Origin of the sequence: Pseudomonas khorasanensis (genome assembly GCF_014268505.2) — a bacterium.
In the GTDB taxonomy this organism is placed as follows: Bacteria; Pseudomonadota; Gammaproteobacteria; order Pseudomonadales; family Pseudomonadaceae; genus Aquipseudomonas; species Aquipseudomonas khorasanensis.
This window is the reverse complement of sequence record NZ_JABWQP020000001.1, coordinates 25,258-48,492: the sequence shown is the minus strand read 5'-3', so window position 1 is coordinate 48,492 and position 23,235 is coordinate 25,258. Positions and strand designations below refer to the sequence as shown.

Here is a 23,235-nt window from a genome sequence, read left to right as displayed (position 1 = left end):
AATCCCTGTAAGTGACGCCAGTCACATGCCCTTGAAACCTTGCGGCAAAACGTAGGTTTTGCCGTCGTAACGCAGCGTGGTCAGTACTGGCTTTTCGTAGGTCGTTTTAGATTCGCAGGTATCAGGCGGCCCCTCGCCAGCAAGGCCAGTGGTGACTGAGCGGACGATGATATCGGCATAACCATGAGAAGTGGCTTTACCCATCTCAAGCGTGCGCACCGTCTCCGAGCGCTCTCCCGCGCAATTGCCATCCCATTCGCCACTGAAGCTGTAGACGAGCAAGCGATCCAGCACCGGGCGCAGTTTGTCGCCCTCTTTCACGTAGAGCGACAGCAAGGTTTCATCCAGCGGATTTACGCGTGAGGAGCCCTTGAAGTTGGCGCGGACGCCGAATGCACGAAGGTCGGGTGTGAGTTTATAGCGCGCGGTATCGAGTTCCAGACTGTCCAGCGCGATGGCATCGGAGAGAAATGTCGACGGCTGATGATAGGTCGCCAGCGGCTTGGGGCTGCCAGCCGTGATGATGGCCAGACTCAGGTCATATGAACCAACCCTGCCACCGTGGCCATAGACCGGATCGGGCACAAACGTCGACAGCGCGGTGATCGTCAGCGGCGGATAAGCCGGCCAGTCCTTGCACAGAGAAAAATCCGCTTCTGCGCTGGTCGCGGGCGGCGTGCAATCAGCCCACGCGTGACCTGCCATGACCAACCCGCAGAGCGCTGCAGCGCTGATCCACATCGACTTCATTGTCACTTCCCTCTCCCTGATGACATTTCCAGCCGCGCACTATCCCCTTCTGAATCGGAGGATTCAACAGATCAGGCCAGCGAATCTGCTGAAGTGTCCGGAATCGGAATTCGCGAGCAGGCTCGCTCCCACAGGAAAGCGCATGCCAAATGTGGGAGCGAGCCTGCTCGCGAAGGCGTCACTGCAACTATCAGTACTTATCGAGTGTGCGCAGTTTCTGCGGCAAGCCCCATAGCAGCAAAGCCGCCGCAATCAGTGCCGCAACGCCAATCACATACAGCGCCGGCGTGGTGCTGCCGGTCAGATCCCTGATCCGCCCGACCATCACCGGACTGACGATCCCGCCAAATTGTCCCAGCGTGTTGATTACCGCAATCCCCCCTGCCGCGCCGGCGCCGGCACCCGCCAGCAATTTCGGTGGCAGGGTCCAGAAGCTCGGAATCGAAGCGATGATGCCCGCGCCGAGCAAGCCAAGGGCAACAATCAGAAACGTCGTGTGGCTGGCGAAGATTCCCGCGCTGAAGAACCCGATCGCCCCGATGATCACCAGTCCGGCGACAAACTTGCGCCGCTCACCGGTCGCGTCTGACAAGCGTCCGACCACGACCATGGTGATCGCCCCGCAAACGTAGGGAATGGCGGTCAGCAATCCAATCGTCACCGGGCTTTCGGTGCCGGCGCTGCGGATCAATTGCGGCGCCCAGAAATTCAGCCCGTAGGAAGCGACCTGGATGAGGAAGTAGATCAATCCCAACGTCAGGAAACCCGGAATTTTCAGAGCCGCCAGCAACGAACCGCCGCTCTTGTGCGGTTCGTGATGGGCGATGCGGCTGCTGAGGAGTTTTTTCTCGTCAGCCGTCAGCCAATGGGCATCCTCGATGCGATCCTTGAGCAGCATCAGCACCAGAAAACCGAGACCGATGCACGGCACGCCACCGAGCAGGAACAACCAGTGCCAGCCACGCATTTGCATGACGCCGTCGAGATGTTCCAGCACCAGACCGGAGAACGGCGCGCCAACCAGCCCGGCAAACGCCGAGGCAAGAAACAGCATCGAAGTGATGCGCCCGCGGAAATGCTGCGGAAACCACAGCGTCAGGTAATACAGAACGCCCGGCGCGAAACCGGCTTCCATCGCGCCGATCAGAAAGCGCAAGGCATAGAACTGCCATTCGCTGGTGACAAAGACCATCAAGGCCGTCGCCACGCCCCACGACATCATGATCCGCGCGATCCAGCGCCGTGCGCCAACTTTGTACAACATCATGTTGCTCGGAACTTCGAACAGCACATATCCGACCACGAACAGCCCGGCGCCGAGGCCGTATGCGGTGTCGCTCAGGCTCAGGTCGGCCTGTAACTGGAATTTGGCGAAGCTGATGTTGATGCGATCGAAAAAGGCGAAGAGGTAGCAGACCATGATCAACGGCATCAGGCGCCAGGCGACTTTGCTGACCAGGGCTTTTTCGGCATCGTGATCGACGGACGGACTTACGCCCGCCTCCATTACGTTGAGGCTCATAGATTTTCTCCAGGCGGACTTGCCGGTGGGCGTCCGATTGTTTTTGTTGTCTGGTTATGACGCTTACTGTGGAGCGCTTTTGTGTGGGAGCGAGCCTGCTCACGAAGGCGGTGTGTCATTCAGCATCGCTATCGACTGATCAGATGCATTCGCGAGCAGGCTCGCTCCCACAAGGGTTTACATGTTCAGGCTGGGATTGGATGCAGGTCGCAGTTGCGCCCGGCCTTGGCCAGTTGGCCGGGGACGTCGTGCCCCAAAAGGGCCGGCAGACCGCGTGACAGTGTCAGCAGCAACGGCAAGTCGATGCCGGTGTGAACGCCGATTTCATCGCAGAGGTTCACCAGATCTTCGGTACAAATATTGCCCGACGCGCCGGGCGCGAACGGACAGCCCCCTAGGCCACCGAGGGCTGCATCGAAACGCCGTGCCCCGGCCTCGTAAGCCGACAGCACGTTGCACAGACCGAGGCCGCGAGTGTTGTGAAAGTGCAACGTCAGGTCGGCCGGCGAAACCCGCTGCAACACTCGCCGAACCAGTCGATCCACCTGTCGTGGATTCGCCATGCCGGTGGTATCGGCAAGGGTGATGCCCTGAATGCCAAGCGCCTGATAGGTCTCGACGATTTGCAGCACGCGATCCTCGTCGATCCTGCCTTCGAACGGGCACCCGAACGTCGTGGCAATGCTGCCATTGAGACGCACACCCGAACCGCTGGCGAACGTGACGATGTCACCGAACGCCGCCAGGGAATCTTCGCAACGCATGCGCATGTTGGCCAGGTTGTGGGTCTGGCTCGCGGACATCACCAGATTCAGTTCATCCGCGCCCGCCTCCAGCGCACGTTGCGCGCCTTTGAGGTTGGGAATCAGCGCCACGTAGATCACGCCGGGTTGGCGCTGAATACCGTTGAACACCTGCTCGCCGTCACGCAGGGCCGGAATGGCTTTAGGCGAGACGAACGAACCGGCTTCGATACGGCTGAATCCGGCCTGTGACAGTTGATTGATGAGGGCGATCTTGTCAGCGGTTTCCACCCACGTCGGCTCGATCTGCAAGCCGTCGCGGGGTGAGACCTCTTGAACGATCAAGGTGTGCGAACAGTCGGTGATCATTGCACCACCCCCTGCTTTTTCAGGCGCTCAATGTCTAGTTCAGTCAGGCCCAGACCCGCGAGAATATCGCCAGTGTGCTGGCCCAAAGTTGGCCCGGACCAGTTCACCCCGCCGGGGGTTTGCGAAAGTTTCGGGACGATGCCGGGCATTTGCACCGTGGCGCCGCCGGGCAGTTCGGCATTGAGCAGCATGTCCCGCGCCTGATAATGCGGATCGGCGACGATGTCAGCCACTGAATAGATGCGCCCGGCCGGCACTTCAGCAGCTTCGAGGGCGGCCAGTACCTCGTCGATCGGCAGGCTGCTGGTCCAGTGAGTGATAGCCGCATCGAGCAATCCGCTCTTGGCGGCCCGACCATCGTTGTGGGCGAATTCTTCTGCATCGGCCAGATCAGAGCGGCCGATGGTGTGCATGAGGCGCTTGTAGATCGGATCGCTGTTGCCGGCAATCACCACGTAGGCGCCGTCGGCCGTGAGGTAAGTATTGGAGGGCGCGATGCCGGGCAAGGCGCCGCCGCTGCGTTCGCGGACGTGGCCGAACATGTCGTATTCCGGTACCAGACTTTCCATGACGTTGAACACGCTTTCGGCCAGCGATACATCCACAATCTGCCCGTCGCCCTTCCCGGTCTTGACCCGCAACAGCGACATCAATGCCCCGATCACGGCATGCAACGACGCCAGTGAATCACCAAGGCTGACGCCGACCCGCGCCGGTGGCGAACCGGGGGTGCCGGTGGTGTAGCGAATGCCGCCCATGGCTTCACCGATCGCACCAAAACCCGGGCGATCGCGGTAAGGGCCTGTCTGGCCGTAACCGGAAATGCGCACGAGGGTGAGATTGGGGTTCAGCGCGTGGAGGACATCCCAGCCCAAACCGAGTTTTTCCAGCGCACCGGGGCGCAGGTTTTCGATGATGACGTCGGCGTCGCGGGCCAGTTGCTTGACCAGTTCGATGCCTTCAGTGGATTTGAGATTGAGCGCCAGGGATTTTTTGTTGCGCGATTGCAGGTACCACCACAGCGACGTGCCTTCGTGCATCTTGCGCCATTTGCGCAGCGGGTCGCCCTGACCCAGGGCTTCGATCTTGATCACCTCGGCGCCGAACTCGGCCAGTATTCGCGCGGCAAACGGCGCGGCGATCAGGGTGCCGATTTCAATCACTTTGATCGCACTCAACGGGGCAGTCATCGCGGGGTACCTCTTGTTCTTGGAATTTGTCGCCAAGGCTAGAGGAACGATGATCGGTGAATCCAACCTTCTCTCGGCAATGAGCGTTCGCGAAATGCGAACGCTCCAGAGTGATCCCGCGATGAGTTCCGGGCCGCCTTCGCGAGCAGGCTCGCTCCCACAGGGTTTTGTGGTGGTTTCAAACTCTGAGTTCACACAAGCTCAATGTGGGAGCGAGCCTGCTCGCGAAGAGGCCATCAGCAGCAATCGAGATCTACCGGCCGCGCAAATGCTCAAACAACATCCGGCTCACCGGCGACAGGCCGGTCTCATCGCGCACCACCACGATCAACGTCCGATCCGACCAGGCATCCGTCAGAGGCACGGCATGCAACCCCAGCGCCTGACCGAATAACTCATACGCGCGCTGCGGCAGAATGCCGATGCCCATGTTCGCCTGAACCATCCGGCAGACCGCGTCGAACCCGGGCACATGAATGCGAATGCGCAAGACTTTCCCGGCCTGCCGCGCCGCCGCGTGCGTGCGCATGTTGATTGAACTGGCCGCGTGCAAACCGACGTAGTCGCTGTCCAGGGTTTCACTGAAGGTGACGGATTCACGCCGCGCCAGCGGATGTTCCGGCAACATCACCACGACCAGTTTGTCCGGCCGGTACAGCACGCTGTGCAGGCCTTTGATGTCGCTGTCGCTGGAGCAGATGCCGAGATCCGCGACCCCGTCGAGCACCCCTTGAATCACCCCGGCGCTGGGTCGCTCTTCAAGATCGGTCTTGACCTGCGGATGCCGAGCGGAAAAGTCGCGCAAGTCCTCGGGAAGAAATTCAATGATCGCCGACAGGTTTGCCAGCATGCGCACGTAGCCGCGTATGCCGTGGCTGTGCTCGCCCAGCTCCAGGCCCATTTTTTCCATGTTGAACAACATCTGTCGTGCATGGTGCAGCAGCGTCTCGCCAGCCGGGGTCAGGGTCATCCCCTTGGCCTGACGCACGAACAGACTGATGCCCAACGCCTCCTCCAGCTCCATCAGACGCTTGCTTGCCGCCGACACTGCAATGGCTTCGCGTGCAGCCGCACGGGTCAGCGTGCCCTCTTCATGCACGGCGACAAACAGCTGCAGGGTGATCAGATCGAGGCGGCGGATCAGGCTTTTTTGCAGCATGCGAGACTCGACGGTGGTGGCGCAAACGGGCGTCGAGGATAACGCGGTTCGCCACCGCTGTGCCCGTTTCAGAACGCGTTGCGAAAAATCTCTTCGATCTGACGCTGATCCGCCGCCCGTGGATTGGTCAATCCGCAGGCGTCTTTCAGCGCATTGGCAGCGAGGATCGGAATATCGTTGAGCCTGGCGCCAAGCTCTCTCAAACCGCCTGGAATCCCGACGTCTTTGGCCAGACTGCGAATCGCATGAATCGCCGCTTGCGCGCCCTCCTCCGCGCTGAAACCACGAATGTCCGCGCCCATGGCGTGCGCCACATCCCTCAGCCGGTCAGCGCAAACCAGCGCATTGAAACTCTGCACATGCGGCAGCAGCACGGCATTGCAGACTCCGTGAGGCAAGTCGTAGTAGCCGCCCAACTGGTGCGCCATGGCGTGGACAAAACCGAGCGAGGCATTGTTGAACGCCATGCCCGCGAGAAACTGCGCGTAGGCCATGTTTTCCCGCGCCACAAGGTCAGTGCCGTCGCGCACAGCCAGGCGCAGGTTGTTGCTGATCAGGGTCATTGCCTTCAGGGCGCAGGCGTCGGTGATCGGGTTGGCGGCGGTCGAGACGTAGGCTTCGATGGCGTGGGTCAGCGCGTCCATGCCGGTGGCGGCGGTCAGGCCCTTGGGCATCGCGACCATCAGCTCAGGGTCGTTGACCGACAGCAGCGGCGTAACGTTGCGGTCGACGATAGCCATTTTTACGTGGCGCGATTCATCGGTGATGATGCAGAAACGGGTCATTTCGCTGGCGGTACCGGCGGTGGTGTTGATGGCAATCAGCGGCAGTTGCGGCTTGCTTGATCGATCGACGCCTTCGTAATCGCCAATCTGCCCTCCGTTGGTCGCGCACAGGGCGATACCTTTGGCGCAGTCGTGCGGCGAACCACCGCCGAGCGACACGACGAAATCGCAGCCACTTTCTTTCAACAGCCCCAGCCCCGACTCGACATTGGCCGTGCTCGGGTTCGCTTTCGCACCGTCGAAAATCACCGAGTCGATGTCCTGCATCCCCAGTTTCTCGGCAATCATTGCGGCCACGCCGGCCTTGGCCAAACCGCTGTCGGTGACGATCAGCGCCTTATGAAAACCATAATTACGAATCGCGACCATGGCTTCGTCCAGGCAGCCGTTGCCCATGATGTTGACCGCTGGAATGAAGAAGGTGCTGCTCATCGCGTGTCTCCTGACTGAGGCCGGATCGGCAGTTGCCATCCGGCGGATACACACAGGATCGACCGATCGGTCACGGCCAATGTTGATCTGGCTCAATGTCCGCTCGTGATAAAGTCACCGTCCATCTGCCCCTTGTTTTGAGACCGCCCACGCAATGACCGATTTTCTGCACGTCGACGCCACCCTCGAAGACTGGAACGCCCTGCGCGCCGCAACCGATTTCAACGGCTTGCTGGTGGGCAATGGCGCCAGCCGTGCGGTCTGGGATGATTTCGGCTACGAGTCGCTGTTCGAAAACGCGCGCACGGTGGAAGAGAAACCGCTGAGCCCATCGGAACTGGCGGTGTTCGATGCGATGCGCACGCGCAGTTTCGAGCAAGTGCTCGGCGCCCTGAAAACCACCAGCCGGGTCAACAAGGCGCTGGCCGTCAGCTCGGCGGCGCCGCGCAATCGCTATTACGCGATCAAGGAAGCGCTGATCAACACGGTGCACGCGGTGCACATTCCGTGGCGGCTGGTACAGCCTTCGACCCTGACGGTGCTGAATGCAGAACTGGCGCGCTATCGCACGGTGTTTACCACCAATTACGACCTGCTCAATTATTGGGCGCTGCAACACCCGGGCGAGCTCATTGACGATCTGTTCAACGGCCCGGACGCCAGTTTCGACCTGGGCCGAAGTGCCACGGACAAGCCGCGTTTGTTGTACCTGCACGGCGGCCTGCATCTGGTGCGCAATCAGGACGGCACCGCGCGCAAACTGACCTCGACCGAGGGCACCTTGCTCGGCAGTTTTGCCATTAACAACACCATCAAGACGCTGGATGACGTGCCGCTGTTCGTCACCGAAGGGCCGAGCGTCGACAAGCTCAAAACCATTCGCAGTTCGGATTATCTGTCGTTCTGTTATCAGCAGTTGTCAGGGCATGGCGACAGTCTGTGCGTCTTCGGTCATGCATTGGGCGAGCAGGATGCGCACATTGTTCGGGCGCTGCAGTTGGCGAAACCGAAGGTTGTGGCAATCTCGATTTATCCGCGCAGCGCCGCGTTTGTGCAGCACCAGAAGCGGCACTATGCAAAGGTGTTTGAGGGGACGGGGGCTCAGTTGCGATTTTTCGACGCGAAGACGCATGCGCTGGGCAGTTCGAAGTTGTCGGTGCCGGTCGAGGTTTGAAGCAAGATCAAAAGATCGTCCGAGGCTCGGGCCGTGATCGGGCGATCAATTGAATTTTTCAAGGCTCGTGCTCTGAGCTCAGAGGACAAGCAAGGTCTTGTCCTTGATGACTTTGGTCGCACCGTTGGCCTTCACGCTGGCGATGCCCTTGTCACAGGCGCCGTCCGAGGAATACGACTCGCTGCTGCCGATGACCTGGTGATTGGCAGCCTTGAGGTTGAAGTACGGATGGCCGTCCTTCGTCGATTTCTTCTCGTATCGGTCGTCAAGCGGACTGTTGGTCTGAACCGAAGCGATGCCGCCGTCGGCACCGGCGCGGGTGCTGTAAAGCTCGCTGGTCAAAATCGTTTCGGCGTTCGCCGCTTTCAACACGAACCTGAATTGGCCGTTGCTGCTTTTGCTCACTTCGTACCATCCGGACATGTCTGTTTCTCCTGGGGCGATTGAGAGATCTCGCGCTTCAGAGTAAAGACCAGCGCCCGCAGTCTGTCACAGATGATCGGTTTTTTTCGCTGCAAGCTTCAAGCTTCAGAAAAGCAAGATCACCCAAATCAGGCACACCAGCGTCATGCTTCAACTTGCCGCTTGAAGCTTGAAGCTGCCTCTCACTGCAGATAGCCGTCGGCACGCAGCAAGGTTTCCAGGCAGTGCTCGCTGATCTGGTAGAACGCTTTCAGTTCCTCGATCTTCGCCAACAGCTGCGCCGGATTGACCGGCTCGGCGCGCTTCACCGCCAGGATCATCTTGTTCTTGTTGGTGTGTTCCAGCGAGATGAATTCGAAGACCTTGGTCTCGTAGCCACTGGCCTCGAGAAACAACGCACGCAAGCTGTCGGTGACCATTTCGGCCTGCTGACCGAGGTGCAGGCCGTATTGCAGCATCGGCTTGAGCAGCGCCGGGCTCTGGATCTGCAGGCGGATCTGTTTGTGACAGCACGGCGAGCACATGATGATCGAGGCGCCCGAGCGAATGCCGGTGTGAATCGCGTAGTCAGTGGCGATGTCGCAGGCATGCAGGGCGATCATCACGTCCAGCTCGCTTGGCGCCACGGTGCGCACGTCACCGCACTTGAACACCAGCCCCGGATGCTCCAGCTTCGCCGCGGCTGCGTTGCACAGGTTGACCATTTCTTCGCGCAGCTCGACGCCGGTGACTTCGCCCTCGGCCTTCAAGGTGTTGCGCAGGTAATCGTGAATGGCGAACGTCAGGTAACCCTTGCCCGAACCGAAATCGGCGACACGCACCGGTTTGTCCAGCGCCAGCGGCGAAGTGGTCAAGGCATGGCTGAATACTTCGATGAACTTGTTGATCTGCTTCCACTTGCGCGACATCGCCGGGATCAGCTCATGCTGAGCGTTGGTCACGCCAAGGTCCTTGAGGAACGGCCGGTTCAGTTCGAGGAAACGGTTTTTCTCGCGGTTGTGCTCGGCGGACGGCGCTTCGCGCAATTGCTGAGGTTTGCTTTTGAACAGCGAACTCTTGCCCTTTTTGCTGTATTCCAGCTGCGCTTCGTCGGTCAATGCCAGCAAGTGCGCATTTTTGAATGAGGTCGGCAACAGCCCGGCAATCAGGGCCACGCCGTCATTGAGCGGCAGATTCTTGGTGATGTCGCGGGTCTTGTAGCGATAGACGAAGGACAGGCACGGCTGCGCCTTGACTGTCACCGGTTTGATGATGACCCGCTGCAGATCCGCCTCTTCACCGACGTATTTGGCGAGCACCAGTTTGATGAAACCGCTGTCGTCGAGACTGGTTTGCAGCAGCTCGAGGAACTGGGCATGTTGATCGGGCGCCGGTTTGGCGGACGGCGCGGCAGGAGCGGTAACGGACATGAAAAACGGCCTCGAACGGGCGAAATCGGGAATGGCGACCATTTTAGGGCCGATGGGGGGTGGGGACACGCCCTAATTTACCGAACGGCGAAAATCAAAAGATCGCAGCCTTCGGCAGCTTCTACAGGAGAACGCATTCCAATTGTAGGACCTGCCGAAGGCTCGGGTTGCTTTCGGACGATCTTTTGATCTACCCCAGAACCACCAACCTATTCGGCAACTCGTTGCGCACCTGCGTCACCGGCACATGCACTTTCAGCAATTCGCCACACGCCTCAACGCACGTCACAAACCCCTCCAGCGTTCGCCCCTGCCTCACCTGTTCGGTAAACGCGGCAACAATCGCATCCCAGTTCTTGTTATCCAGCCGGCTGGAAATCCCCTCATCGACCAGAATCTCCACATAGCGCTCAGCCTCGCAGACAAAAATCAGCATGCCGGTGCTGCCCACGGTGTGGTGCAGGTTCTGCTCCAGGAACTGCCGTCGCGCCAGATTCGACGCTCGCCAGTGGCGAACCCGGCGCGGGATAAGGTGGGTGGTGATACTGGGCAGACGAAACAGCAGGCACAAAACGATGAACATGCCCCATTGCACCAGCAAAAGGCTGCGCAGGGTCAACCAGCCGGTGAGGTAATGCACGATGCCCGGCAGCACCAGCGCCAGCAGGCTGGCCCACAAAAGCGGGATGTACGCGTAGTCGTCAGCGCGGGCGGCGAGCACCGTAACGAGTTCGGCGTCAGTGTCACGCTCGACCCGCGCGATTGCCTCGGCGACTTTGCGTTGTTCGTGTTCAGTCAGTAATGCCATGTTGAAAAATGCCTGCTCATTGTTCTTTTGATCTCACCAGCCGCCGGACGAACCGCCGCCGCCGAAACTGCCCCCGCCACCGCTGAAGCCCCCGCCTCCACCGCCGCCCCCAAAACCTCCACCGCCGAAGCCTCCACCGCCACCGGAGCCGCCACGGCCGGCGGGAAGGATACCGAGCATCTGGCAGACAAACACCGTCAGGATGAACAACATCACCAGAAACATGAACAGCGCCGGATGCCGCGAAATGAAATCATCGGCCGGGTCGCCGCTGGATTCGTACACGGTCGACGGTTCGTCCAGCGGATTGCCACCCAGCACCACCAGCATCGCCGCGACGCCATCCGTGATGCCTTTGCTGAAGTTACCGGCCTTGAATGCCGGGGTAATGACCTGATGGATGATCACCGAAGACTGGGCATCAGTCAGTCGGTCCTCCAGACCATAACCGACTTCGATACGCAGTTTGCGCTCGTCACGGGCGACGATCAGCAGGGCACCGTTGTTTTTGTCTTTCTGCCCGATGCCCCAGTGTCGACCGAGCTGAACACCGAAGTCCTCGATGGTGGTGCCTTGCAGATTCGGCAACGTGACCACCACCAACTGCTCGCCGGTCGCCTGTTCGTGGGCCTGCAATTGCTGGCTCAGTTGCGCACGCACCGATGGCTCAAGCATCTGCGCCTGATCGACCACGCGCCCGCTCAGCGCCGGGAACGTCAATTCGGCCTGCGCGCTGACGGCGAACAGCCACAGCATCAACACCAGGCCCAGTTTCAACACACGCATGGGCAACCTCGAGTCAGAACTTCACTTCCGGGGCCTTTTCCGCGCCGGGCGTGGTGGCTTCGAAGGTTTCGCGCATCGGCAGGTCGCTGTACATCACGCTGTGCCAGAGACGACCGGGAAACGTGCGGATCTCGGTGTTGTATTTCTGCACCGCGAGAATGAAATCGCGACGCGCCACGGCGATGCGGTTTTCCGTGCCTTCGAGTTGCGATTGCAGGGCGAGGAAATTCTGGTTGGCCTTCAGATCCGGATAACGTTCCGAGACCACCATCAGGCGGCTAAGGGCGCCAGTCAGTTGATCCTGCGCTTGCTGGAACTGCTTGAGCTTCTCGGGGTTGTCGAGGGTGCTGGCATCGACCTGAATCGATGTCGCCTTGGCCCGCGCTTCAATAACCGCGGTCAGGGTTTCCTGCTCGTGCGCGGCGTAGCCCTTTACCGTTTCCACCAGATTGGGAATCAGATCGGCGCGGCGCTGATACTGGTTCTGCACCTGGCCCCACGCCGCTTTGGCCTGTTCGTCGAGGGTCGGGATATTATTGATACCGCACGCGGTCAACAATGTTGCGAACACCAGCAGAGAGGCGATCTGTAGCCGTGAACGATAGGTTGGAATGATCTTCATTGCAGTGATGCTCCATGGCACATTTGATTTAAAAACCGAGCGCTGGGCATTCCCGGCCAGCGGTTGGGGCATAATCGGCGCCGCCACTGGCATGCGACGGGCTAATCGGCTAAAAAGTGCCCTTCGCGTTTACGTTGCCGCTGTCGGCCGCGGTTTTCTGGCTCAGGGTTTTGAGCCGGCACCGAACAACAATAGTCGCTCCCTACATTTTGGCTGGCCGGTGTTACATCACCGTTTGGGCCCTTGAGAAAAAATTCATGAAGAAGCTGTGTTTGCTGGGTCTGTTCGTCAGCCTGGCCAGTCACCAGGTACTGGCCGCCACGACCCCGGTACCCCTTGAGAACAAGGACGCCTTCATCAATAACCTGATGAAGCAAATGACCCTCGACGAAAAGATCGGCCAGTTACGCCTGATCAGCATCGGCCCGGAAATGCCCCGCGAGCGGATTCGCAAGGAGATCGCCGAGGGTAACATCGGCGGCACCTTCAACTCGATCACCCGCGCGGAAAACCGCCCGATGCAGGACGCTGCCATGCGCAGTCGCCTGAAGATTCCGATGTTTTTTGCGTACGACGTCATCCACGGTCACCGTACGATTTTCCCGATTCCGCTGGCGTTGGCGTCGAGCTGGGACATGGACGCCATTGGCCGCTCGGGGCGTGTCGCCGCCAAAGAAGCTGCCGCCGACAGCCTCGACATCACCTTCGCGCCGATGGTCGACATCTCTCGCGATCCTCGCTGGGGCCGCAGTTCCGAAGGTTTCGGTGAAGACACTTACCTGACCTCGCGCATCGCCAAAGTCATGGTCAAGGCCTATCAGGGCGCAACCCCGAGCGCCGCCGACAGCATCATGGCGAGCGTCAAGCACTTCGCCCTGTACGGCGCGGTCGAGGGCGGTCGCGACTACAACACCGTCGACATGAGCCCGGTGAAGATGTACCAGGATTACCTGCCACCGTACCGCGCGGCGATCGATGCCGGCGCGGGCGGTGTGATGGTGGCGTTGAACTCGATCAACGGCATCCCTGCCACCGCCGACACCTGGCTGATGAATGATCTGCTGCGCAGGGACTGGGGCTTCAAGGGCCTGGCGGTCAGCGACCACGGCGCCATTTTCGAACTGATCAAGCACGGCGTCGCCCGCGACGGTCGTGAGGCGGCGAAGCTGGCGATCAAGGCCGGTATCGACATGAGCATGAACGACACCCTGTACGGCAAAGAGCTGCCGGGGCTGCTCAAGTCGGGCGAGATCGAACAGAAGCACATCGATAATGCCGTGCGCGAAGTGCTGGCGGCCAAGTACGACATGGGCCTTTTCAAGGATCCGTACCTGCGCATCGGCAAGGCTGAGGACGATCCGGCCGACACTTACGCCGAGAGCCGTCTGCACCGGGCCGAGGCCCGTGACGTGGCGCGTCGCAGTCTGGTCCTGTTGAAGAACCAGAACGAAACCCTGCCCTTGAAGAAGACCGCAAAAGTCGCGCTGGTTGGTCCGCTGGCCAAGGCGCCGATCGACATGATGGGCAGTTGGGCCGCCGCCGGGCGTCCGGAGCAATCCGTGACGCTGTTCGATGGCATGAGCGCATTGATGGGCGACAAGACCAACCTGATCTACGCCCGTGGCGCCAACATCACTGGCGACAAGAAGGTCCTCGATTACCTGAACTTCCTCAACTTCGATGCACCGGAAGTGGTCGATGACCCGCGCCCGGCCAACGTGCTGATCGACGAAGCAGTCAAAGCGGCCAAGGAAGCTGACGTAGTCGTTGCCGCCGTGGGCGAGTCCCGTGGCATGTCCCACGAATCCTCCAGCCGCACTGAGCTGAACATTCCAGAAACCCAGCGTGAGTTGATCCGCGCCCTGAAAGCCACCGGCAAACCGCTGGTGCTGGTGCTGATGAACGGCCGCCCGCTGACGATTCTCGAAGAGAACCAATCGGCCGACGCCATTCTGGAAACCTGGTTCAGCGGCACCGAGGGCGGCAACGCCATCGCCGACGTGCTGTTCGGCGATTACAACCCGTCGGGCAAACTGCCGGTGACTTTCCCGCGTTCCGTGGGGCAGATTCCGACCTACTACAACCACCTGAGCATTGGCCGGCCATTCACGCCGGGCAAGCCGGGCAACTACACGTCGCAGTATTTCGATGATACGACCGGGCCGCTGTTCCCGTTCGGTTATGGCCTGAGCTACACCGATTTCAGCCTGAGCGACATGGCGCTGTCGTCGACCACGCTCAACACCACCGGCAAGCTCGACGCCAGCGTCACGGTGAAAAACACCGGCAAGCGTGACGGCGAAACCGTGGTGCAGCTGTACATTCAGGACGTCACCGGTTCGATGATCCGCCCGGTGAAGGAATTGAAGAACTTTCAGAAAATCATGCTCAAGGCCGGCGAACAGAAAGTCGTGCACTTCACCATCACCGAGGATGATCTGAAGTTCTACAACACCCAGCTCAAATACGCGGCCGAGCCCGGCAAGTTCAACGTGCAGATCGGTCTGGATTCCCAGAGCGTGAAGCAGCAGAGCTTTGAACTGCTGTAACCCTGCTCCCACAATGATCGTTCCCACGCGGAGCCTGGGAACGATCAAACATCGGGGAATGTGGGTTCGGCTGCTAGCCGCGGCGATCCAGCAGATTGACCACCAACCGATCCACCCAGCCCCACACCCTCTGCTTCACCCGGCGCCATAACGGTCGGCGTCGCCATTCTTCCAGGCTCACCCTGTGACTCAGCCCGAAGTCTTTAACGAAACTCGCCTCCACCGCTGCCGTCAATGACGGGTCCAGCGCCTCCAGATTCGCCTCCAGATTGAAGCGCAAATTCCAGTGATCGAAGTTGCATGAACCGATGCTGACCCAGTCGTCCACCATGACCATTTTCAGGTGCAGGAAGCACGGCTGATATTCGTGGATCTGCACACCGGCCTTGAGCAGTCGCGGGTAATAGCGATGCCCGGCGTAGCGCACCGACGGGTGATCGGTGCGCGGCCCGGTCAGCAGCAGACGCACATCGACCCCGCGTGCGGCGGCCTTGCGCAGGGAGCGGCGGATTTTCCAGGTTGGCAGGAAATACGGCGTGGCCATCCAGATGCGTTTCTGCCCGCTGTTCAATGCACGGAACAACGATTGCAGAATGTCGCGATGCTGGCCCGCATCGGCATATGCCACGCGGCCCATGCCGGTGCCCGTGTCCGGCACTTTCGGCAAGCGTGGCAGGCCGACGTGTGCCGAGGGTTTCCATGCCCGGCGATGACGATTGGCGATCCACTGACGGTCGAACAGGATCTGCCAGTCGAGCACCAGCGGACCGGTGATTTCCACCATCACTTCATGCCACTCGCTGGTGTCCTGGTCGGGTGTCCAGAATTCATCGGTCACGCCTGTGCCGCCGACCACTGCCAGGCGTTGATCGACCAACAGCAATTTGCGGTGATCGCGATAGAAATTGCCCACCCAACGCCGCCAGTTCAGGGGATTGTAAAAGCGCAGTTCGACGCCGGCGTGAATCAATCGCTGACGAAGGTCCGGGGTGAACGCGAGGCTGCCGTAATCATCGAACAGGCAGCGCACCCGTACCCCGCGTTCGGCGGCCTGGACCAACGCCGAAACCACGGCTTCGGCACAGGCACCCGCCTCGACCAAATACAACTCCAGCTCCACCTGTTCCTCGGCGCGTGCAATCTCCACCAGCATGCGCGGGAAGAATTGCGGGCCGTCGATCAACAGCTCGAATCGGTTGCCGTCACGCCATGGGAAGATCGCCCCGCGCATGTCAGCGCGCCGTGAAAATCAGCACCGCACCCACCGGTACCGACAGGCTGATGGCCGACAGGTCTGCCAGTTTGCGCAGGCTGTCCAGCCCCGGCACGAGATCAAAATCCTCGGCGTTGATCACCAATGGCTCCAGCGTCACGACTTGGAAGCGCCGGTCATCGAGACGCGTGGCCAGTAACTCGGCCGGGTATTCGTGCTGCTTGCCGTGCAGGTTGACGGTCAGCGGCAGGCGCAGTTCAAGCTGCGCACCGGAGGCCAGATCGTTGATCGGGCGCAGGTCGATTTGCGTGGTGATGGTGGCTTCAGGGAATTGCTCGATCTGGAACAGCTCCTTGCGCATGCGCTCATCGCGCAGCGGGATGCCGCTGTTGATCGAGTCCAGCTCGACCGAAACTTCGGCGCGGCCGTTGGGATCGACCTTGCCGTGCAGCACCAGAAAACGCTGTACTTCCGAGATGTGGGCGTTTTTGGTACTGACGAACGACAGCCGCGACGACTCGCCGTCCAGGTACCAATTGGCGTGTGCCGGTAACGCAGGGGCGGCCAGCAGCAGGCTGGCGAAGACTTTAAAGAGGGAGCGGTTGAACATTGAACACTCGTGGGGGGATGAACCTGAGCCGAACATTAACCGCCTCCACGGTTATTGCAAACTTGATCAACGCAAAACCTTCGACTGATGACGTTTACTGTGGGAGCTGGCTTGCCAGCGATAGCGTCGGCACAGGCGATTTTTGGGTGTCTGACACACCGCCATCGCTGGCAAGCCAGCTCCCACAGGGTTCTCTGTTTATTGGAAACCGTAGGCATGTCAGGGAATCAGGCGGCAGCCTTGGCGGTCGCTCAGCCACTGCGCGCTATTGCTGCGACCCATGCCGCTGACCGTGATGGTTTTGCTGGCAGAGTCATCCGTGAATTGGCTGGTGGGCAACCATTGCTTCACATAGCCACGGCAATACCCGGCGTCATTGTTCGTCACGTAGCGGCACGAGCAATATTCCTTGGCGGTGTAGGCGCTGATGATGTCCGGGAATGCCCAAAGGTTCTCGCGCTCATAAACACCCCAGCCCAGCAGTACGACCAGCAACAACAGTAGAAACCGCTTCATGGGCGCACCGCCTGCAACACACGCTTGAGCAGTTCGTTGTGCTTATAGCTGCCGTCGCGGTCATCGCCGTATCGCACGATCACCAGTTTTTCGCTGGGAATCACATACAGCGCCTGCCCCCAATGGCCGAGGGCGGCGAAGGTGTCGGGCGGCGCGTCGGGCCACGGTGATATTGCGCTTTCGGCCGGGCGATTGAGCCACCAGTGTCCGCCGGGCACAGCTTCGTCCTGGTGCGCCTTGTAGGCCTCGAAGGGTTTCAGGCTGAACGCTACCCAGTCCTTGGGCAGCAATTGCCGATCATTCCAGCGCCCGCCCCGCGCCATCAACAGACCGACCCGCGCCAGATCTCGTGCGGTGAGATAGGCGTAAGAGGAGGCGACAAACGTGCCACTGCCGTCGGTTTCCCACACGGCATGGCGAATGCCCAGCGGTTCGAATAAAGCGGTCCACGGGTAGTCGAAATAACGCTGCGGCCCGACCATGGTTTTCAGGGCGGTGGCGAGCAGGTTGCTGTCGCCGCTTGAATAGCGGAACGCCTGACCCGGCGCGGCGTAGCGGTCGTGCTCGGCGGTGAACGCCGCCATATCGCGATGGCCTCGGGTGTAGAGCATCGCCACCACTGAAGATTTCAGCGGCGCGTATTCGTAGTCTTCCTGCCAGTCCAGACCGGATGCCCAGTTCAGCAAATTGGCGAGGGTGATGGCCGGGTGTCTTTCCAACGCCGGGTAGAACTTCAGCGCAGGGTCGTCGAGTTTGAACAGGCCTTCGCCGTAGGCCACACCGAGGACGGTGGCCATCAGGCTTTTGCTGATCGACCAGGTGAGGTGCGGCGTCTGTTCGGTGGTCGGGCCGGCGTAGCGTTCGTAGACGATCTGGCCGTCGCGGATGATCAGCAAGGCATCGGTGCGGATGCCGTGGCGGGTGGTGTCGTCACGGGGTGGAAAGGCGTAGGTTTCCAGGTCGCTGACGGTGGTGATACGCGGGCCGACCGGCCAGTCTTCGTCGGGCCATGGTTCGGCCTGAACGGTGAGGCTGATCAGTAGCAGAAGCAGGGGCAGGCCTTTGAACATGGTGATGGCTCGGCAAAGAGATCGGTCGATGCTAGCCCGAATAAATGACAATGGCGGGCATGCTCTTGGCAGGCGCTGCCGAAGGCTGCGATCTTTTGATCCTGATTTTAAAAAACAAGATCAAAAGATCGCAGCCTTCGGCAGCTACTACAGGGGTCTATGCAGCGCCTTGGCCAGGCGCTTGGCTCTGGCGCCCGCCGCCAATTGCATCACCCCTCGGTCGCGCTGCCACATCTGCGCCCACTGCGGATCACCCTGCACCAACGCCTGATCGACCTCGGTCTTGAGTGACTCGAACTGCGCAAACAACCCAGCCAACAGCACGTGCACGGCCGGATTGTCCGGCGGTTGCCGGCTCGCCTCGGCGCAGCCGGCCAGCAGCGCCAGTAACCGCAGTTGCAGCGTCTGCGGCCAGTCGCTGTCCTGGCCGACGCCATACAGCCACGCGGTCATTGAGCTGAGCACGTAAACATCTTCGAGGGTGCGAAACGGTTTGACGTAAGCGTCCCAGCCGTCGCCGGCAAGCAACTCACACAACGCGCCGTCGGGGTGCAGCCGACCATGACTGATGTCCGGCATCAAGGGCAGCGCCGGCAGTTTTTCCAGCGTTACGCCGGGCTCGCCGGGATAAACCACTGCCAGGCTCAGGCGCGGTGTTTCGCCCGGTTCTTCACTGCGCGCGGCAACCAGCAACCAGTCGGCGGCGTCGCCAGCGGTGACGAAATCCTTGCGCCCGCTGACGCGCAAACCGCTCAGTCGCGTCTGCATGTCCGCCGGGCGCAGGCTGCGCAGCTCGGTCGCGCACAACGCGCCGAGGCTCAGCGGCGCGCTCGGCCAGAGCATGCGCAACGCCGCCTGATACCCAACCAGAAACGCCAGCCCAGGCGTCGCCATCCGCCGCCCACCCGTCACCGCCAATTCGAACGGCGTGACGTTGCCCAACGCCAGCAACAACGTCGCGAAACCGTCCGCCAGATCTGCCACGGCGGGCAATCGGTCACGACGTTGCAGCAGATCTGGCCAGGGCATAAGCGCCTCCTTGTGGGCTGTCATATAAGCATCACCGAACGTTCATGGCGATGACACCGGGGCTACATAGCCTGACTTTGCACAACACGGCTGCATAAAGAAAGTCGATCGGCTGCAACCCACGACGGGTTAAAGGCCCGTACGGAGATCCACATGACGCAAATCGCCCGCATCAGCGACACCGGCAATGAACGCCGCCTGCAAGCCGAACGCCTGATCGGCGCCGAAGCCTTGCAGCAAGCCCAGGCCTTGCGCTTCAACGTTTTCAGCGGCGAGTTCAACGCCAAGCTGAAAGGCGCGGAACTGGGTCTGGACATGGATGATTATGATGTCCACTGCAGCCACATCGGCGTGCGTGACCTGAACACTGGCCGCCTGGTGGCGACCACGCGTCTGCTCGATCACACCGCTGCCAGCAGCCTCGGCAAGTTTTACAGCGAAGAAGAATTCAGCCTGCACGGGCTGGCGCACCTGAAGGGCACGATCCTGGAAATCGGCCGCACCTGCGTCGACCCGGCGTATCGCAACGGCGGCACCATCGCGGTGCTGTGGGGCGAGTTGGCCGAAGTGCTCAATCAGGGCGGTTACAGCTACTTGATGGGTTGCGCAAGCATCCCGATGCAGGATGGCGGCGTACAGGCCCACGCGATCATGCAGCGCTTGCGCGAACGTTATCTGTGCACCGAACACTTGCGCGCCGAACCGAAAAATCCGTTGCCGACGCTGGATATTCCTTCCAACGTCATCGCCGAAATGCCGCCGCTGCTAAAAGCTTATATGCGCCTGGGCGCGAAAATTTGCGGCGAGCCCTGCTGGGACGAAGACTTCCAGGTCGCCGACGTGTTCATCCTGCTCAAGCGCGACGAGCTCTGCCCGCGCTACGCCAAACACTTCAAGGCAGCCGTGTGATGAGCCGGTTGCGCGTGTACGCGCGAATCACGCGGGTGCTGCTGGTGGTGGCGCTGGGGCTGACCATGGCCAGTGTCTTCGGCGTGTTCGAACGGATTGGCCTGGCGCACTCAATGGAACGTCGCCAGCGCTGGTCGCGGTTTTTCATGGCGCGGCTGAGCAGCGCCCTGCCCTTTCGCGTGACGGTTTACGGTGAACTGCCGAAACAGCCGATGCTGTGGGTCAGCAACCACGTGTCATGGACGGACATTCCGCTGCTGGGCATGCTCACGCCGCTGTCGTTTCTGTCCAAGGCCGAAGTGCGCACCTGGCCGGTGGCGGGCTGGCTCGCGGCCAAGGCTGGCAGCCTGTTTATCCGCCGCGGCTCGGGCGACAGCCAGTTGATCCGCAAGCAAATGACCCGTCACCTGCAAACCGAACATGCGCTGCTGATGTTCCCGGAAGGCACCACCACCGACGGCCGCTCGCTGCGCACGTTTCATGGTCGCTTGCTGTCGGCGGCGATTGACTCCGAAGTGATGTTGCAACCGGTCGCGATCCGTTACCTGCGTGACGGCGAAATCGATGCGTTGGCGCCGTTCATTGGTGACGACGATCTGCTGTCGCATTTGATGCGGTTGTTCAGCAACGATTGCGGCGATGTCGAAGTGCATCTGCTCAAGCCGATCGCCTGTCAGGGTCGGGAACGTGCGGCGCTGGCGTTCGAGGCGCAGCAGGCGGTGCAGCGGGCGTTGTTTGGCGAAGTAGCGAAACCTGCCGAACCGCGTCGCGCAGGCGACCTGATCGCCGCCTGAAAATACAAATCCCCTGTGGGAGCGAGCCTGCTCGCGAAGGCGGCGTGACATTCAGCATCTATATTGGCTGAGACACCGCATTCGCGAGCAGGCTCGCTCCCACATTCAGATCTTCAGTGGATCAGAGTTTTGTGCGAAATCCTGCAGTTGCGGATAAAACAGGCTGAAGTCTTCACTCAACGGCTCATACAACCGCCGCAACTCCGTCATCGCCCCCGCCAGTTCTTCAGGTCTGGTCAGCCGTCGGGAAATCCCGCGCAGCACTTGCTCCAGCACCTCGAATTCCCGATACGAACCCAACCAGTCATTGGCGACCATGTGCGGGGCGATCTGTGCCAGCCGCTCGGGCAGTTGTTGCTCTTGGGACAAGACTCGGTAGACGTCAGCAGTGAAAACCTTTAGCGGTCGATCGGCATACAGCGTCCAGTCGCGCGCAAGGCAGTGATCGAAAAACACATCCAGCACGATCCCGGCATAGCGCCGCCGGGTTGCGCAAAAGCGCCCCAGCGCGATATCCACCAATGGGTGGCGATCGGTGAACACATCGATTCGACGATGCAGTTGAATCGCCGCCTCGACCTCTGGCGCGAACTGCCCTTGCAGCCGGCCTTTGACGAAATCGCCATACAGGCTGCCGAGTAACTGACCGGGGCGCTGACCGCCGAGATGTAAATGCGCGAGATAGTTCATGGGCGCAGCTTAGCACTGCGCTCGGTCATCCAGCACGCCAATATCGTTATAACCCGATATAGCGATTTATGCGCTCGTCAGATCAAATTCATATTGGTATATCGCGATTCAACGATTTAAAGTTCGCTTCATCGCGATATATCGCCACTGCCCACATGAGCCCAAGCCATGAACCTCGACCTCGACGAAATAATAAAAGCCCTGGCGCACCCAGTACGGCGAGACATCCTCAACTGGCTCAAAGAGCCGAAAAACGAATTTCCCGAGCAGTTGCACAACCACGAATACGGCATCTGCGCCGGGCAGATCGACCAGCGTTGCGGCCTGTCGCAATCGACCGTGTCGGCGCACCTGGCGACTCTGCAACGGGCCGGTTTGATCAGCAGCCAAAAAGCTGGGCAGTGGCATTTTTTCAAACGCAACGAGGACGTGATTCAAGCGTTTCTCAGCACCCTCAGTAAAGAGCTCTGACCCTTAACGTCAGCCAGCCGACAAGGAAACCGCATGCCCCTCTCGCTACTCATTCTCGCCCTGAGCGCCTTCGCCATCGGCACCACCGAATTCGTCATCATGGGCCTGCTGCCCGACGTGGCGGCTGACCTCGGCGTGTCGATTCCCGGCGCCGGCTGGCTGGTCACCGGTTACGCCCTGGGCGTTGCCATCGGTGCGCCGTTCATGGCACTGGCCACCGCCAAGCTGCCGCGCAAGGCAGCACTGGTCGCGCTGATGGGCATCTTTATTGTCGGCAATCTGCTCTGCGCCATCGCCAGCGATTACAACGTGCTGATGTTTGCCCGCGTGGTTACCGCCCTGTGTCACGGCGCATTTTTCGGCATCGGTTCGGTGGTCGCGGCCGGTCTGGTAGCACCGAACAAACGTGCCTCGGCGGTGGCGTTGATGTTCACCGGCCTGACCCTGGCCAACGTGCTCGGCGTTCCGCTGGGCACGGCGCTGGGTCAGGAGGCCGGCTGGCGCTCGACGTTCTGGGCCGTGACCGTAATCGGTGTGATCGCACTGATCGGCCTGATCCGTTTCCTGCCGGGCAAGCGTGACGAAGAAAAACTGGACATGCGCGCCGAATTCGCTGCCCTCAAAGGCGCCGGCATCTGGCTGTCGCTGAGCATGACCGCGCTGTTTTCCGCTTCGATGTTCACCCTCTTCACCTACGTCGCGCCGCTGCTTGGCGACGTCACCGGCGTTTCGCCAAAAGGCGTGACCTGGACCCTGCTATTGATCGGCCTCGGTTTGACGGTCGGCAACATCATCGGCGGCAAACTGGCGGACAAGCGCCTCGGCGCCACCCTGATCGGCGTGTTCGTGGCGATGGCGGTGGTGTCCACCGTGCTGAGCTGGACCAGCGTCGCGCTGATCCCTACCGAAATCACCCTGTTCCTCTGGGCCACTGCGTCGTTTGCGGCCGTACCGGCATTGCAGATCAACGTGGTGACCTTCGGCAAAGCAGCACCGAACCTGGTGTCGACCCTGAACATCGGCGCCTTCAACGTCGGCAACGCCCTCGGCGCCTGGGTCGGCGGCAGCGTCATCGCCCACGGTTTCGGCCTGACCAGCGTGCCGCTGGCCGCCGCCGCGCTGGCCGTGCTCGCCCTGCTGGTGACCCTGATTACTTTCCGCCAGAACGGCAATGCCGAACTGGCCCCTGCTTCCAACTGATCAACTTCCTGT

The 23,235-nt window shown here is 60.7% G+C and carries 23 protein-coding genes; 6 read left to right on the top strand and 17 right to left on the bottom strand.

The genetic code is table 11. The annotated features are described in order from the left end of the window. Nucleotides 1-21: 21 nt before the first annotated feature. The 6 genes from HU727_RS00220 to yiaY all read right to left on the bottom strand — a co-directional run bounded on the left by HU727_RS00220 (nt 22) and on the right by yiaY (nt 6,950). Nucleotides 22-750, bottom strand: coding sequence for a PA3715 family protein (locus HU727_RS00220; RefSeq protein WP_189673781.1), 729 nt, complete (start codon nt 748-750; stop codon nt 22-24). Between the two features lie 190 nt (nt 751-940). Next, entirely contained in the window at nt 941-2,272 is a 1,332-nt protein-coding gene (locus tag HU727_RS00215; RefSeq protein ID WP_186532236.1) for an MFS transporter, read from the bottom strand. A 185-nt stretch (nt 2,273-2,457) separates the two neighbouring features. Further along, on the bottom strand, nt 2,458-3,384 hold the full coding sequence (locus HU727_RS00210) for a hydroxymethylglutaryl-CoA lyase (RefSeq protein WP_186532237.1): 927 nt from the start codon (nt 3,382-3,384) through the stop codon (nt 2,458-2,460). Then, complete coding sequence (locus tag HU727_RS00205) at nt 3,381-4,574, bottom strand: CaiB/BaiF CoA transferase family protein (protein ID WP_186532238.1); 1,194 nt, start codon at nt 4,572-4,574, stop codon at nt 3,381-3,383. Before HU727_RS00205 ends, HU727_RS00210 begins: the two co-directional genes overlap by 4 nt. 253 nt (nt 4,575-4,827) lie before the next feature. Next, complete coding sequence (locus tag HU727_RS00200) at nt 4,828-5,733, bottom strand: LysR family transcriptional regulator (RefSeq protein ID WP_186532239.1); 906 nt, start codon at nt 5,731-5,733, stop codon at nt 4,828-4,830. A 68-nt stretch (nt 5,734-5,801) separates the two neighbouring features. Continuing rightward, nucleotides 5,802-6,950, bottom strand: coding sequence for an L-threonine dehydrogenase (gene yiaY, locus HU727_RS00195; RefSeq protein WP_186532240.1), 1,149 nt, complete (start codon nt 6,948-6,950; stop codon nt 5,802-5,804). 154 nt (nt 6,951-7,104) lie between these two features. On the opposite strand from yiaY, the gene HU727_RS00190 reads away from it, so the two are divergent. After that, nucleotides 7,105-8,124 (top strand): DUF4917 family protein, encoded by a 1,020-nt coding sequence (locus HU727_RS00190; RefSeq protein ID WP_186532241.1) that lies wholly within the window; start codon nt 7,105-7,107, stop codon nt 8,122-8,124. Between the two features lie 78 nt (nt 8,125-8,202). On the opposite strand, the gene HU727_RS00185 is transcribed toward HU727_RS00190, so the two are convergent. The 5 genes from HU727_RS00185 to HU727_RS00165 form a co-directional block, all read right to left on the bottom strand. Beyond that, nucleotides 8,203-8,547 (bottom strand): YegP family protein, encoded by a 345-nt coding sequence (locus HU727_RS00185; protein WP_186532242.1) that lies wholly within the window; start codon nt 8,545-8,547, stop codon nt 8,203-8,205. A 182-nt stretch (nt 8,548-8,729) separates the two neighbouring features. After that, on the bottom strand, nt 8,730-9,956 hold the full coding sequence (locus HU727_RS00180; protein ID WP_186532243.1) for a class I SAM-dependent methyltransferase: 1,227 nt from the start codon (nt 9,954-9,956) through the stop codon (nt 8,730-8,732). 190 nt (nt 9,957-10,146) lie between these two features. Further along, nucleotides 10,147-10,764, bottom strand: a complete 618-nt coding sequence (locus HU727_RS00175; protein ID WP_186532244.1) for a TPM domain-containing protein — start codon at nt 10,762-10,764, stop codon at nt 10,147-10,149. 33 nt (nt 10,765-10,797) lie between these two features. Further along, nucleotides 10,798-11,550 (bottom strand): TPM domain-containing protein, encoded by a 753-nt coding sequence (locus HU727_RS00170; RefSeq protein ID WP_186532245.1) that lies wholly within the window; start codon nt 11,548-11,550, stop codon nt 10,798-10,800. A gap of 13 nt (nt 11,551-11,563) precedes the next feature. After that, on the bottom strand, nt 11,564-12,172 hold the full coding sequence (locus HU727_RS00165) for a LemA family protein (protein WP_186532246.1): 609 nt from the start codon (nt 12,170-12,172) through the stop codon (nt 11,564-11,566). 257 nt (nt 12,173-12,429) lie between these two features. On the opposite strand from HU727_RS00165, the gene bglX reads away from it, so the two are divergent. After that, on the top strand, nt 12,430-14,721 hold the full coding sequence (gene bglX, locus HU727_RS00160; RefSeq protein ID WP_186532247.1) for a beta-glucosidase BglX: 2,292 nt from the start codon (nt 12,430-12,432) through the stop codon (nt 14,719-14,721). 73 nt (nt 14,722-14,794) lie between these two features. Here bglX and HU727_RS00155 read toward each other — a convergent pair whose 3' ends face one another. The 5 genes from HU727_RS00155 to HU727_RS00135 all read right to left on the bottom strand — a co-directional run bounded on the left by HU727_RS00155 (nt 14,795) and on the right by HU727_RS00135 (nt 19,159). Then, a complete protein-coding gene (locus HU727_RS00155; protein WP_186532248.1) occupies nt 14,795-15,952 on the bottom strand; it encodes a phospholipase D-like domain-containing protein in 1,158 nt (385 codons plus the stop codon). Between the two features lies 1 nt (nt 15,953). Continuing rightward, a complete protein-coding gene (locus tag HU727_RS00150; protein WP_186532249.1) occupies nt 15,954-16,544 on the bottom strand; it encodes a YceI family protein in 591 nt (196 codons plus the stop codon). Nucleotides 16,545-16,763: 219 nt separating this feature from the next. Next, the gene (locus HU727_RS00145; RefSeq protein ID WP_186532250.1) at nt 16,764-17,060 is read right to left on the bottom strand and encodes an amidase; all 297 of its coding nucleotides are present in this window, start codon (nt 17,058-17,060) and stop codon (nt 16,764-16,766) included. Continuing rightward, nucleotides 17,057-18,130, bottom strand: a complete 1,074-nt coding sequence (locus tag HU727_RS00140) for a serine hydrolase domain-containing protein (protein ID WP_186532251.1) — start codon at nt 18,128-18,130, stop codon at nt 17,057-17,059. Before HU727_RS00140 ends, HU727_RS00145 begins: the two co-directional genes overlap by 4 nt. 147 nt (nt 18,131-18,277) lie before the next feature. Next, nucleotides 18,278-19,159: an acyl-CoA dehydrogenase middle domain-containing protein gene (locus HU727_RS00135; RefSeq protein ID WP_186532252.1), complete on the bottom strand. Its 882-nt coding sequence runs from the start codon at nt 19,157-19,159 to the stop codon at nt 18,278-18,280. A 153-nt stretch (nt 19,160-19,312) separates the two neighbouring features. Between HU727_RS00135 and olsB the strand changes: the two genes are divergently transcribed. Together olsB and HU727_RS00125 are read left to right on the top strand one after the other, a co-directional pair. Further along, nucleotides 19,313-20,068: an L-ornithine N(alpha)-acyltransferase gene (olsB, locus tag HU727_RS00130; RefSeq protein ID WP_186532253.1), complete on the top strand. Its 756-nt coding sequence runs from the start codon at nt 19,313-19,315 to the stop codon at nt 20,066-20,068. After that, on the top strand, nt 20,068-20,862 hold the full coding sequence (locus HU727_RS00125) for a lysophospholipid acyltransferase family protein (protein WP_186532254.1): 795 nt from the start codon (nt 20,068-20,070) through the stop codon (nt 20,860-20,862). The genes olsB and HU727_RS00125 overlap by 1 nt, the downstream gene beginning before the upstream one ends. 105 nt (nt 20,863-20,967) lie before the next feature. Here HU727_RS00125 and HU727_RS00120 read toward each other — a convergent pair whose 3' ends face one another. Continuing rightward, entirely contained in the window at nt 20,968-21,552 is a 585-nt protein-coding gene (locus HU727_RS00120) for an acyl carrier protein phosphodiesterase (RefSeq protein WP_186532255.1), read from the bottom strand. A gap of 168 nt (nt 21,553-21,720) precedes the next feature. On the opposite strand from HU727_RS00120, the gene HU727_RS00115 reads away from it, so the two are divergent. Both HU727_RS00115 and HU727_RS00110 read left to right on the top strand, forming a co-directional pair. Then, the gene (locus tag HU727_RS00115) at nt 21,721-22,023 is read left to right on the top strand and encodes an ArsR/SmtB family transcription factor (RefSeq protein ID WP_186532256.1); all 303 of its coding nucleotides are present in this window, start codon (nt 21,721-21,723) and stop codon (nt 22,021-22,023) included. Between the two features lie 33 nt (nt 22,024-22,056). After that, nucleotides 22,057-23,223, top strand: coding sequence for an MFS transporter (locus HU727_RS00110; protein ID WP_186532257.1), 1,167 nt, complete (start codon nt 22,057-22,059; stop codon nt 23,221-23,223). Nucleotides 23,224-23,235: the final 12 nt, after the last annotated feature.

What these genes read in the sequence shown, in the direction of transcription:
- HU727_RS00110 (WP_186532257.1), top strand. Translation starts at nt 22,057, where the DNA reads ATGCCCCTCTCGCTACTCATTCTCGCCCTGAGCGCCTTCGCCATCGGC.
- HU727_RS00115 (WP_186532256.1), top strand. Translation starts at nt 21,721, where the DNA reads ATGAACCTCGACCTCGACGAAATAATAAAAGCCCTGGCGCACCCAGTA.
- HU727_RS00170 (WP_186532245.1), bottom strand. Translation starts at nt 11,550, where the DNA reads ATGCGTGTGTTGAAACTGGGCCTGGTGTTGATGCTGTGGCTGTTCGCC.
- HU727_RS00205 (WP_186532238.1), bottom strand. Translation starts at nt 4,574, where the DNA reads ATGACTGCCCCGTTGAGTGCGATCAAAGTGATTGAAATCGGCACCCTG.
- HU727_RS00120 (WP_186532255.1), bottom strand. Translation starts at nt 21,552, where the DNA reads ATGAACTATCTCGCGCATTTACATCTCGGCGGTCAGCGCCCCGGTCAG.
- HU727_RS00180 (WP_186532243.1), bottom strand. Translation starts at nt 9,956, where the DNA reads ATGTCCGTTACCGCTCCTGCCGCGCCGTCCGCCAAACCGGCGCCCGAT.
- HU727_RS00145 (WP_186532250.1), bottom strand. Translation starts at nt 17,060, where the DNA reads ATGAAGCGGTTTCTACTGTTGTTGCTGGTCGTACTGCTGGGCTGGGGT.
- HU727_RS00190 (WP_186532241.1), top strand. Translation starts at nt 7,105, where the DNA reads ATGACCGATTTTCTGCACGTCGACGCCACCCTCGAAGACTGGAACGCC.
- HU727_RS00155 (WP_186532248.1), bottom strand. Translation starts at nt 15,952, where the DNA reads ATGCGCGGGGCGATCTTCCCATGGCGTGACGGCAACCGATTCGAGCTG.
- HU727_RS00135 (WP_186532252.1), bottom strand. Translation starts at nt 19,159, where the DNA reads ATGCCCTGGCCAGATCTGCTGCAACGTCGTGACCGATTGCCCGCCGTG.
- HU727_RS00200 (WP_186532239.1), bottom strand. Translation starts at nt 5,733, where the DNA reads ATGCTGCAAAAAAGCCTGATCCGCCGCCTCGATCTGATCACCCTGCAG.
- HU727_RS00125 (WP_186532254.1), top strand. Translation starts at nt 20,068, where the DNA reads ATGAGCCGGTTGCGCGTGTACGCGCGAATCACGCGGGTGCTGCTGGTG.
- olsB (WP_186532253.1), top strand. Translation starts at nt 19,313, where the DNA reads ATGACGCAAATCGCCCGCATCAGCGACACCGGCAATGAACGCCGCCTG.
- HU727_RS00185 (WP_186532242.1), bottom strand. Translation starts at nt 8,547, where the DNA reads ATGTCCGGATGGTACGAAGTGAGCAAAAGCAGCAACGGCCAATTCAGG.
- HU727_RS00150 (WP_186532249.1), bottom strand. Translation starts at nt 16,544, where the DNA reads ATGTTCAACCGCTCCCTCTTTAAAGTCTTCGCCAGCCTGCTGCTGGCC.
- HU727_RS00140 (WP_186532251.1), bottom strand. Translation starts at nt 18,130, where the DNA reads ATGTTCAAAGGCCTGCCCCTGCTTCTGCTACTGATCAGCCTCACCGTT.
- HU727_RS00175 (WP_186532244.1), bottom strand. Translation starts at nt 10,764, where the DNA reads ATGGCATTACTGACTGAACACGAACAACGCAAAGTCGCCGAGGCAATC.
- bglX (WP_186532247.1), top strand. Translation starts at nt 12,430, where the DNA reads ATGAAGAAGCTGTGTTTGCTGGGTCTGTTCGTCAGCCTGGCCAGTCAC.
- HU727_RS00210 (WP_186532237.1), bottom strand. Translation starts at nt 3,384, where the DNA reads ATGATCACCGACTGTTCGCACACCTTGATCGTTCAAGAGGTCTCACCC.
- yiaY (WP_186532240.1), bottom strand. Translation starts at nt 6,950, where the DNA reads ATGAGCAGCACCTTCTTCATTCCAGCGGTCAACATCATGGGCAACGGC.
- HU727_RS00220 (WP_189673781.1), bottom strand. Translation starts at nt 750, where the DNA reads ATGAAGTCGATGTGGATCAGCGCTGCAGCGCTCTGCGGGTTGGTCATG.
- HU727_RS00215 (WP_186532236.1), bottom strand. Translation starts at nt 2,272, where the DNA reads ATGAGCCTCAACGTAATGGAGGCGGGCGTAAGTCCGTCCGTCGATCAC.
- HU727_RS00165 (WP_186532246.1), bottom strand. Translation starts at nt 12,172, where the DNA reads ATGAAGATCATTCCAACCTATCGTTCACGGCTACAGATCGCCTCTCTG.